Genomic DNA, 11,834 nt, shown 5'->3' with positions numbered 1-11,834 from the left:
CTTCATGAGCGATTCATGTATTTGGCCCAGGCCTCGCTTGAACCCTTTACCGCAGCAAACCGGCAGTTTGATGGTTAACCAGATCAGCCTTAATGGTCCCGATTGGAAGCTCAATCTGAACCCTGAAGAACATGACTATGCTCTTGCCTCTGACCATTCGAGCTGGCAAGATACCGTCGTACCTTCGGATATCAAGGCAAACGAGTGTGAATATGCCTACTCCCGAATTATGCGTATTCCCGCGGAATGGCAACGACACAGGATCTTCTTAAGGTTCGACGGCGCTAATTGTTACGCACGCGTGTTCGTGGATGGCAGGTACGTCCGGGACCATTATGGCGGTTTTGTCAGCTGGGATTGCGAAGTTACGGATTTTGTCACCGCCGGGAATGAACATCAGCTAGTAATCGGTATGACCGACAAGCCGCAGGAAGTCAATCCGTTCCATCGGGGCGGCCTGATTCGGGACGTGACCTTATACGCCTTGCCCGAGACTTATCTGGAGAGGCTGCATGCCGATACTACATTCGACGCCGACTACGTGGATGCTACTTTGAGCGTCTCTGCCACGCTAGCTGGAGGAAGCGGGACTATAGCGCTAGCGCTGATTTCTCCGAGTGGGGAAGAAATGGCTTTGGATCCACTCGTCGGCGAGGCCGAGCGAGACTTGGCGGGGCGCTATGCGATTTCGAGACCAATGAAATGGGACAGCGAACATCCAAACCTCTACACGCTCACCGCTTCGGTAATCATAGATGGAATCTGTCAGGAAGTGGTGACGAAACCTATCGGCTTCCGCGAGATCGAGCGGCGAGGCAACGAAGTCTTTATCAACGGCGATCTTCTCAAACTCCGCGGAATCAATCGGCACGATATACATCCGGTTACGGGCCGTTCGATTACCCGTGAACTCGTGGAAGAGGACGTCCTTCTGTTCAAGAAGGCCAATATCAACTTTATCCGCACAAGCCACTATCCTCCTCGCCCGGACTTTCTCGATTTGTGCGATCGCTACGGCATCTATGTCGAAGACGAGATTGCGGTGTCTTTCCTAGGGTATGGCGTTTGGCATACGGAGAGCGATCCGGCTTATACCTCGCGTTATATGGATCAGTTCGCCGAAATGATCGAGAGGGATCGATCTCACCCGAGCGTGATCATCTGGTCGCTGGCCAATGAGAGCTATTGGGGCGATAACTTGTCGATGATGAATGCCTATGCCCGCGAGGAGGATCCTGGCCGGCTGACCATCTTCAGCTATCCGCTCACCCAGATGGAAGACGACGAACCGACCGACATTTGGAGCGTGCATTACGACAGATGGGACAGGACATTGACAGATTTGACGGATTGTCATCGGCGCAGTTATCGAGAACCGGCCAACTTGCCGGTGCTTCATGACGAGTCGACTCATATCCCTTGCTATGACCGCGCAGAGTTGCAGCGCGACCCCGGGGTCCGGGATTTCTGGGGAGAAACCATATACCGCTTCTGGGATCGTCTATGGGAGACAAAGGGTGCATTGGGCTGTGCGATATGGGCAGGCATCGACGATACGAGGGTGAAGGATCAAGCCTGGTCCTGGGGGATCATAGACGGTTGGCGTCGTGTGAAGCCGGAGTACTGGCATACCCGCAAAGCGTTCTCGCCCGTTCGATTGCCGGATCAGCCTCGAGCTCACGGGGACGGTATCGCGCTGGCTATCCGCAATTGGTTCAATCATACGAATCTTAGCGAGATCCGCGTCGGATGGAAACTGTCAGATGCCTCCGGAGAGATCCAAGGGCCGAACGTTCCGCCGCGGGGCGAGGGCTTGCTATTCATTCCCGCCTGCTATCGTGCCGGAGAACAGTTGGAGCTTACTTTCACCGATCCTTTCGGATTCCAGGTGGAGGAAGCGTCATATTCGCTGGATGCGTCCGAGCCTCGGTTGCCGCGCCTCACCGGCGGCGAGCCGAACATGGATCGCACGGAAGACGTTTTGCGGATCAGCGGCAGGCGATTCTCCTTGAGCTTCTCGACGCAGACGGGAATGATAACCGAAGGATACGACCGCAATAGGTTAGTACTCATCGGTGGTCCGGCTTTGAATCTAGTGGGGCTGGCGCTCGGTCCTTGGCAGTTGGACAAGATGGAAGCCGGGTTGGCAGATAGATGTGCCAAGCTGACGATCGACGGCGGTTACGGGAAAGTGAAGGTTCGCTTCGTGATCCGCATCGATGCGGAAGGGATGATGGAAACCGCTTATACGATTACGGATATGCCGTATCCAAGTCCGCGGGAGTTAGCCTTGACCAGCTCCATCACCTCTCATAGCGGCGGATATCAAGAGGTCGGCGTCTCCTTCGCGGTACCGAAGGCGTTGGACACCTTGAGCTGGCAAAGAAAAGGCTTGTGGAACGTGTATCCGGACTGGCATATTGCCCGTCTGGAGGGAGTGACGACCAAGTTTAATCCTCACGGCGCGAATATCGCAGACAGCCGCCCGGACTGGGACTGGCAGCTGGACGAGAAGGATTGGACGCAGTTCGGCAAATATGAAATTGGCCGCCGGGGCACGCGCGACTTCACAAGCACGAAACCGTCCATAATCCGAGCCTCTATGGAGAATGACGGGGCAGGTTTCACCGCCTTGTCCGATGGCAGCGATGCGGTACGTATGGAGTTGGGCTTCAATTCGCGCAATATCGTTTCGGATCGGAATCCGGCCGTCGTATACCAAGGGGATTGGATGAGACAAGACACTCGGCACCGCAGTTTAGGAGGCACGGAGACATATTCCTCCGCCTCGGGAGATTTCTGCGAATATACGTTCACGGGGACGGGCATTGCCTGGGTATCCAGCCGGGACGTTCTTTGCGGCACAGCCAAAGTTTATATCGATGGGGTGCTGATGGACGAGGCGGTAGATTTGGGCCTCAGCCGCGCGGGCAAACACCCCCGCGGGGTTCAAAAGCTGTATCGACAGGCGGTATACGCCATTGAGGGTCTGCCTATGGGCGAACATCGAATACGCATCGAAGTGACCGGTGAGAAGGCTCCTGAATCGAACAACAGCTACGTCAACATTGACCATTTTATCGTGCTGGACGGAGACGAGATCGGAGATACCCGATTCATGATTAATAGCGAGTTCAATTATCCGGAACTGTCTTGGGGCAACTATACTAAACCGCCTATTATCGTCTCTACCGGATTCACTCGCAAGGTTTACACGAGACTAGGGCAGGAATGAGGATGACTGGACGATGAATAGAGCTTGTATTTTCAACGGCGTTCCGTGGTTCGATCAGAATCGGGAGACTGTCAATGCGCACGGTGCATGCGTGGTGAAAGAAGGAGAAAACTTTTACCTATTCGGAGAATACAAAACGAACGATGTCAACAAATACATCGGCTTTTCGTGTTACTCTTCTCGAAACCTAGCGGATTGGCATTTTGAAGGCTTGGCATTGCCGCCGCAGGAACATGGACTTCTTGGCCCTGACCGGGTTGGAGAGCGGGTAAAGGTATTGAAGAGCCGCAAAACCGGCACCTTTGTCATGTTGATGCACACGGATAACTTGAAATATACGGATCCGTGCATTGGGCTTGCGACTTGCGATACGATTGATGGTACGTTTCAGTTCCAAGGACCGCTGCTGTTCGAAGGGGAACCTATCAGAATGTGGGATATGGGTACCTTCGTCGACGATGACGGAACAGCCTATCTATTGGTGCACGAAGGCGACATATATCGGTTAAGCGATGACTATCTGACCGCGGTGGAGAAGGTCGCGGACAATATTGCGCCAGGCGGCGAGTCGCCGGCCATGTTCCGCCATGGGGACCATTATTTCATGATGTTCTCCAACAAAACAAGCTGGGAAAGAAACGACAACTATTATCTTGTTTCTAAGGACTTGCATGGTCCTTGGAAAAAACAAGGGTTATTTTGCCCGGAAGGCAGCTTGACCTATAACTCCCAATGTTCATTCGTCTTTTCTCTAGAAGCCGACGGAAAGCCCGTACCTGTCTATATGGGGGATCGTTGGTCGTATCCTTATCAAGCCTCGAGCGCCACGCAGGTATGGCTGCCTATCACCGTTCATGAAGACACGTGTTCCATTTCGAATTATTGGCCGGCATGGGAGAGTGAATCGGTTTCCCAGGTACTGCTTGATGGCACGACAGAACTGTTGCCGTTTCGTTCCAATGAACGCGGGGCAACCGTAAGTCATGCATTTGAAGGCTCGCGTATTATCGTTTACGGAACTAGCGATTGTCATGGCGGGTATGCGGAATTTACGCTGTATGATGAAGCGGACCAACTTGTTCATCGAGCAGTAGTTGATTTCTATAGCTTGGTTTCGGATTCCAATATGAAATATGTATCACCGACCCTTTCTTCTGGAAGCTATACGATGCGAGTCAGGGTCATGGGTGATCACGGCGTTTGGTACAAAAAAGACGGCACGCAATTCGGAAGCGACGATGACTTCGTGATAATTGAAAGCGTTAAAGTTTGCGTTTGAAGGTAGTCATATGTCGGGGAATGTTCTACTGCAAGGGCGATAGCGTTTGATTTCCGTTCATCGAATAATAGCATGTGAAAGAGAGGGAAAATGATGTCCAAACCGTTTATTCAACGATTCGGTATTACTCTTTCCATCATGACGCTACTGACGGGTTTACTATCATTTCAGACTATGCAAAGCGCGGCAGCCGCGACTCCGATCTCCACAATCGATACCTCGCTGTCCGCCCACGACAGGATCGTCATGAATGTGGATGGGAAGCCGTTCTTCTTCAACGGCATTCAGATTCGAGACGATAAAATTATTGAGAGATTTAATTACACCGACGCGCAGATGCAAAACGTTTATCAGATGGCCGCCGACAATGGATTTACAGTCGTCAACTCTCAAATTCTGTGGTCGATGATTCAACCGGATCAGGCTTTCCCGGCGATCGAGTCGACCTACATCTCCGGCGGAACGAACGCGAATACGAATTTCTCGAGCAGCGGCTCCATGAAAGCGAAATACGATTCGGCCAATACGAGTAATCAGGCGTTATCTTACTTCAAGTTCGATTTTTCCAGTCTCTCCGGCACGCATGCGGATGCGGCGAAGATTCGTATTTATGTCAATGCGATGGATAGCGGAACCGCCAACCTGCATCTATACGGTATCGCGAATGATTCCTGGAATGCGTCCACGATGACATGGAACAACGGCGCGCCTAATCATAGCGGATACAACTTGTCGGGGACGCAGGGCGTCGATTACTTCGATCTGGGCGTAACGCCTTCCTATGATCCCGTGAGTCAAGTAGCGGTTTATGACTTCGACGTGACAGACTTTCTCAATAACCATGCCTATGGGGATGGGAAAAAAGCCAGCTTTATGCTAAGGGCGGACACGACGAATAACATAGGCGTGACAATCGATGGGGCTACGGGGACGACGCTGGCTCCGCAACTTGTCATTTCTCGTAAGGACGTGTGGGATTACAGTTGGGTCGATAAGGTGATCGGCTGGGCGGAAGCGGCCAATCTTAAATTGGAGCTGATGTGGTTCGGCACAGATACGACCAAGCATACGATCGACAGCCGTGTTCCCTACTACGTCATCCGAAATTATGAGAAAGCGCAAGCTTATGATGGACGAGTACTGCAGCAGAAGATGGCGGGAATACGCTTGAACGATTACGTTTATGATTTTCTTATGTCGAAGGACGACCCGACTCTTAGAAGTCAGGAATACACGGCTTTAAAAAATTTGTTCGACCATGTCGCTGTCTATAATAGCTCGCACGGCAACAAGAAGACGGTCGTCGGCGCCCAAATCACGAACGAGCCGAGCAATATGATCGGGGGAGGTCGATCCTATTCCCCTTACAGTCAGGCTGCGTATACCGCCGGAGGCTTCACGTCAGAAAATCTGTTCATGTGGGATACCTTCGCGAAGTATGCCCAAAACCTAGGGGCGGCCGTAAAACAGTCCAACTACCCGGTCTGGACGAGAATCAATTTCCATTCCCAGCAATTCTACTTCCTGTACCGAAACGAGGAGTTAAAAGCCAGCGGAGGCACGAGCTATGTCGACTTTGTCGGGTACGATCCGTATATCGGCACGACTGACGAAGGCTTCCGTTACGGTCTCGGACTTTGGAGCGATGCAGAATATTATCCCTATAATTATGGGCGCAACCTCCCCATGATCATGGAGACTGCCGCCAACCGTTCCAATTCGGATTATCTGAATCTGGCCACGCTTGCGGGAGGATCTCTTTACAACCTGTACAACTTCATGGCCAACGACGGCAATGATATGTACAACAACGGAACCGGCAATGTTCCGGTGGCGAATAACAGCAATATCGAGGGTATCAAGAAGACGAATTTCTGGCTCCGGACTCTGTGGCATGATCTTGCGACCAACCAGCCGGACGCTGCCGGCGGAACGAGGCTCAAGTTCTTCAACGAGCATGCGAACGGATCGGCCACGGTCACGAAGAAATTGCGCGGCATAGACGTGACCTATGGCACGAGCAACACCGGAGTCGGGATCGCGGTTGAGAGAAGCGACAAAGAGATTGCGCTGGCGAGCAAAACGTCGTCTACCTTTACGCTTAAGAATTTGCTCCTCTATGGGCCCGTGACGATGACGATCGGTTACTACGATGCGAATAATAACTGGGTATCGACCGGAACCAAATCTTATACAAGCAGCGGGAACGATGTCGTCGTTAATATGAACGGATACGAGACGGTAAGGGTGCTGACGAATGCTTCTATTCCCACTCTTAATACGGTTTATTCCGTCAACGACAACTTTGACAGCCTAAGCGCTGGCAGCGCTCCCACGGGCTGGACGACGAGCGGCACAACGGGGGGGACGGTCAATATAGCCGATAAGCCGGGTATCTTGGATCGCAGCCTGCGGATTAACCGTACTTCAACCTCATCCGGCGTCTCTTATGCGGAGAAATCCTTCACGCCGGTTAGCGGTGTTGTGAAGTTGGAAGCGAGGGTTCGCAAGGACGACACCACGCAATGGTATGCTGCGCCGTACGTATACGACGGAGCAGGAAACGCGATTATCAGAGTAGCCTTCGATCAAGCCGGTAATATTGTCTATAGGAATGCAAGCGGAGTTTGGACGACTCTGCAAAGCTATTATACCCGGGCATGGTTTAAGCTTGATATGGAGATCAACACCGATACGGATACTTTCGATCTTTATATTAACGGAATCAAGATGCTCAACCAAGCACCGCTGATTTCGCCGGTATCCGATATTGCGAAAATTCGTTTTTACACGGAAAATGCTCCAGGAGCAGCGAATTTCGACTCGATTAAAGTGTTCCAAGAATCCGTAAACGGCAGCGGCATCGTTAGCGGTGCTACTTATAAAATCAAAAATTCGGTATCCGGTAAATATCTCGATACCGATGCGAATGGCGTAGTCATACTCGCCCCCAATTCGACTTTTGACGACCAGAACTGGATCGTGACCCAAGATGCATCCGGTAATTGGACTATCAAAAATACCAGATCAGGACGGTATTACTTGGATACCGACGCCACCAACAACCAAGTAATCTGGAACTCAGGGGCAGTGATTTCCGATTCCTTATGGAGTCTTGAATCCGTCTCGGGCGGAGGCTACCGGGTGAACAATCTGTATGCCGGAAGGGAGTATATGTATGCCACTTCGGCGGATGAGTTGAAGTGGAATACGGGTGCCGCGGATTCCAGTACGGTCTGGATCTTCGAGAAACAGTAAACTTGGGAGGGATATACAGTGAAGCGTGCGATGAGAGCAATCCTTATCTCCCTATTGTCTATGTCCACTGTTTATGGTTTAGGATCGCAGCCTGGGCTAGCGAATGCAGATGTGGCTATGCCCGCTGTAACAGCAGGCGCGACCTTAATCAATGAAGATTTCACGAATGGCAGCGGTACGTTCGGATTTGATGCAGGTGCGTCGATTTCCGGCGGTGTACTCAACGTAACACAGAACATGGGGAACTACTCGACTTCCGTCAAACATTTTGACGCCAATATCTCCGGGCAGCGGCTTGTAGACCTGACCTTTGATTGGAAAACGGCCGTCGTGAGCGATGGCAAGAAGACGGGTATTGAGTTCCGCGATCTGTATGGCAGGTTAATCTTTGCAATTTCTGGCGCCAAGGGCACGGAGCTGCGTTATTCGACAAGTGGAAGGGACTCGGATTCCACCCAATCTCAGTTCGACTGGGAGCCGACGTGGTCCAAAGTTACCCTTGACTCTTCCAAGACGTACACGGTCCGGCTGCTTGCCGACTTTGACCAGAAAACCGTGAGCTACTCGATCGCGGAGAAAAACGTCAGCACCCTAATTGAACAGGTCGATATTCCAACGCAGGCAACCGGCGTGGCCAAGATGATCGCGAGCAACTACTATACGGCTGGCGGCAACGGCACGCAGATGATCGATAACTTCAAACTGTTTGCTCCCGTCCAGCAGCTTGATCTTCCTCTCGTGGGTAAGACCATGTACGCTTTCGGCGACAGTATTGTCGATGGTCATAAGTACTCTAGAGCAGGCTTCGCTGAATTCGTGGCGGCTAGGGAGGGCATGTTGCTGACTTATAACGGCGCTAAGAACGGTGCAACGATCATGCCTGGCGGGTCGGGAGGACAGATAGTTAACCAAGTTACGAATGCCCCTGCAGCTTCTCCCGACTTCGTCGTCTTCGACGGCGGAACGAATGACGCTTATGAAACCAATGACAGCCATTGGGGCTCCGTGGGGGAGAACAAAGACCCGGCTGCGCTAGACATTGGTACCGTTGCGGGCGCTTTCGAGAATTCGATATATCAGATGAAGCTGAAGTGGCCGAACGCGAAGCTCGTCTATGTCGCGGTACATAGACTTGCTGGGGGACGCACTGTCGAGCGTCAGGACATTCTTCATACGATAGAACTGACTGCGTGCGCAAAGTGGGGTGTTACGGTGGCCAATCTTTACGATGACGCCGTCCTTAATACGAGGGAACAGAATGATAGGTGGACATATACGTTTGACAACTTAGGCTATGACGGGTTGCCCGGAACTCTAGCAACGCGCGCTAGCTCGGAGTTCGATACGGATACGCCTACCGGTACGCACCCGAACTTCCGCGGCATCGAGGAATTCTACGTACCATTCGTCTCTCACGCGCTGCGTCAGATTGAGATTATTAGCGGAGCAACCTACAAAATCAAAAACGCGGCATCTGGAAAATATCTTGATACCGATGCGAATGGCGCAGTCATACTCGCTCCGCTTTCGAGCTATGATGACCAAGATTGGATCGTTTCTCGAGACGCTTCCGGTTATTGGACGATCAAGAATGCGAGGACGGGACGTTATTATCTGGATACCGACATCGCCAACAACATGGTGATCTGGAACTCGGGTGCTGTTATCAGCGACTCTCTGTGGAGTTTTGAACCTGTGGTTGGCCGCGGTTTCCGGATGAATAACCAGCATGCCGGCAGGGAGTATATGCATGCCACTTCGGATAATGAATTGAAATGGAATACAGGATCAGCGGATTCAAGCACGGTATGGGTCTTCGAGAAGAAATAAGCATACGCAGCGATCAAAAAGATGACCGGAATGCGCGTATAAGCGATTCCGGTCATTTTTTCTTCATTATAATTTAGGGAGAGTGAGTCATGCCTTGGATTGACGCAATGACGACGTACATTGAACCTACGCAAGCGGCAAGTCCGGTAAAGCACGCGCTTCGAATGCTATATCGAGATCATAAATCCGTTTTTCGTTCCAAAGCCCTTCTCGGGGACGCCAAGGGCGCCGCGGGAACGATCGTTACCATCCGTTACGCGGATGAAGCAGATGCTTGCCCGAGGTGGCCGGAAGCATTCGCTCTGCTCGTGAGAAATGAACACAGCGTCGAGATCATCGGGCGAGACGATCGTGGTCTCGTATACGGTATCCTGCACTATAGCCGCTTCGTCCTTGGCGTTGATCCGTTCTGGTTCTGGGCGGATCTGCCTCCCCAACATAGGGAAGCTATTGAGATGCCATCGTCCGGCTATGTTTCCGAGAAACCGAAGACGCGTTTCAGGGGCTGGTTCGTGAACGACGAAGTGTGCTTAATCGGCTGGAAGCCGAGCTATCCGCCGACCGATGAGGTATGGCTGCCCGTCTTCGAAGCATTATTACGATGCGGGGGCAATATGGTGATTCCAGGAACGGATTTGCCGAAGTCAGGCATTCATGCGGATCTCGCTTCCGAGATGGGACTTTGGATCACGCATCATCATGCGGAGCCGCTCGGGGCAGAAATGTTTCTGCGCGCTTACGAGGGGCTAAAGGCGAGCTACCATGAGCACCCTCGTCTATTCGAGGCGCTGTGGGCGGAAGCCATCGAGAAGCAGAAGGATCGGGACACGGTATGGGTGCTGTCGTTCCGTGGACAAGGAGACGCTCCTTTCTGGGAAAACGATCCTGCTTTCGATACGCCGCGGAAGCGCGGCCGACTGATCGAGCTAGCCGTCCGAAGACAGTATGAGATGGTCCGGGAAGCAGTCGCCGATCCGGTATGCTGTATGGCCATGTATGGGGAAATTGCGGAACTATACAAGCAAGGACATCTCAACGTGCCGGAAGGAGTCATTCTCGTCTGGGCGGACAACGGATACGGTAAAATGGTGTCTCGCCGCCACGGTAACGTGAATCATAGAATACCTGCGCTCCCAATTCCAAAGGAAGGGGAGGCCCATGGTATCTACTATCATGTGACTTTTCATGATCTACAGGCTTCAAATCATCTAACGCTATTTCCTTCGCCGGTCTCTCTTATGCGGGAGGAACTGGAATCCGCGTTTGCCGCGCAAGCGCATGATTATTGGCTGATCAACAGCGGCAATATCCGGCAACACCTCTACACATTAGACTTGATTGCGGAAATGTGGGGGAATGAGCAACCGAGTATAGAGGAGCACGGGGAACGTTTCGTCTCGAGGTTATTCCCGGAATCGAAGGAACAGCATACGCATATTAGGCAGTTTCTGACGGACTACGAAGAAGCTACAATCCATTACGGTTCTCATGAAGACGACAAGGCCGGAGATGAGTTTTACCACCATCCTGCACGGAGAATCATTGGGCACTGGCTTCGCGGAGAATGGGTCCAACCCGCTGAACCGTTGTTCTGGGCGACGGGCGACGTCGACTTCGATCGTCAGGTGCAGCGCTTCGAAGCTCTGTGCGAGCAGGCGTTGCCAGCGTGGGCGGCGCTAGTGAAACGGGCAGTAATCGTATTTAACGACACGGCAGATTCCGAGAAACAGAGATTCGAAGATCATCTCTTATTTCATATCCGACTGAATGATTCGGGATGCAGAGGCTTCTATTACTTATGCAGGTCATACCGCTCGTTTAGAGAGGGCGACGCGCCGGCGGCTTTTGTCTATGCCGTACGCTCTCTAGAGGCTTATCGCGAAGGGGTGGTCGTGCTTCATCAGGCAGAGCATGGCAAGTGGTCTAATTTCTATTCGGCTGATTACTTGACGAATATAGCCAGCACGGTCAATAACGTCGAATCAGTCGTGAGATACCTCCGCCTGCACGGCGACAGTCCGGACTTCTTCCAATGGTACAAGCAATATCTCATGCCCGAGACGGAGAAGTACATCTATTTGGAAAACACGCATCGCCGCGTGCGATCCGACGAAGAGCTAGCCCAACAGTTGGACGTTTTGTTTACCGCTCTTGGGAGGGTATCGCCAACTGAGTAACAGATTTTCGGCGCATTGTGTGGAGAACGGTCTGCTTTAATTACTAGAAGTTTTC

General features: G+C 52.1%; 5 protein-coding genes. All 5 read left to right on the top strand.

All coding sequences use genetic code 11. From position 1 onward, the window contains the following. Positions 1-4 precede the first annotated feature (4 nt). On the top strand, positions 5-3,235 hold the full coding sequence (locus tag AC0YN0_RS21880) for a glycoside hydrolase family 2 protein (protein WP_475823156.1): 3,231 nt from the start codon (positions 5-7) through the stop codon (positions 3,233-3,235). Positions 3,236-3,248: 13 nt separating this feature from the next. Next, entirely contained in the window at positions 3,249-4,514 is a 1,266-nt protein-coding gene (locus tag AC0YN0_RS21875) for a family 43 glycosylhydrolase (RefSeq protein WP_475823155.1), read from the top strand. 93 nt (positions 4,515-4,607) lie between these two features. Beyond that, positions 4,608-7,772 (top strand): CBM96 family carbohydrate-binding protein, encoded by a 3,165-nt coding sequence (locus tag AC0YN0_RS21870; protein ID WP_475823154.1) that lies wholly within the window; start codon positions 4,608-4,610, stop codon positions 7,770-7,772. 18 nt (positions 7,773-7,790) lie between these two features. After that, on the top strand, positions 7,791-9,602 hold the full coding sequence (locus AC0YN0_RS21865; RefSeq protein WP_475823153.1) for an RICIN domain-containing protein: 1,812 nt from the start codon (positions 7,791-7,793) through the stop codon (positions 9,600-9,602). Positions 9,603-9,691: 89 nt separating this feature from the next. Beyond that, the gene (locus AC0YN0_RS21860; protein WP_475823152.1) at positions 9,692-11,779 is read left to right on the top strand and encodes a glycosyl hydrolase 115 family protein; all 2,088 of its coding nucleotides are present in this window, start codon (positions 9,692-9,694) and stop codon (positions 11,777-11,779) included. Positions 11,780-11,834: the final 55 nt, after the last annotated feature.

The organism is Paenibacillus sp. J22P218, from assembly GCF_056269195.1.
This window is presented reverse-complemented; position numbering and strand designations above follow the sequence as displayed.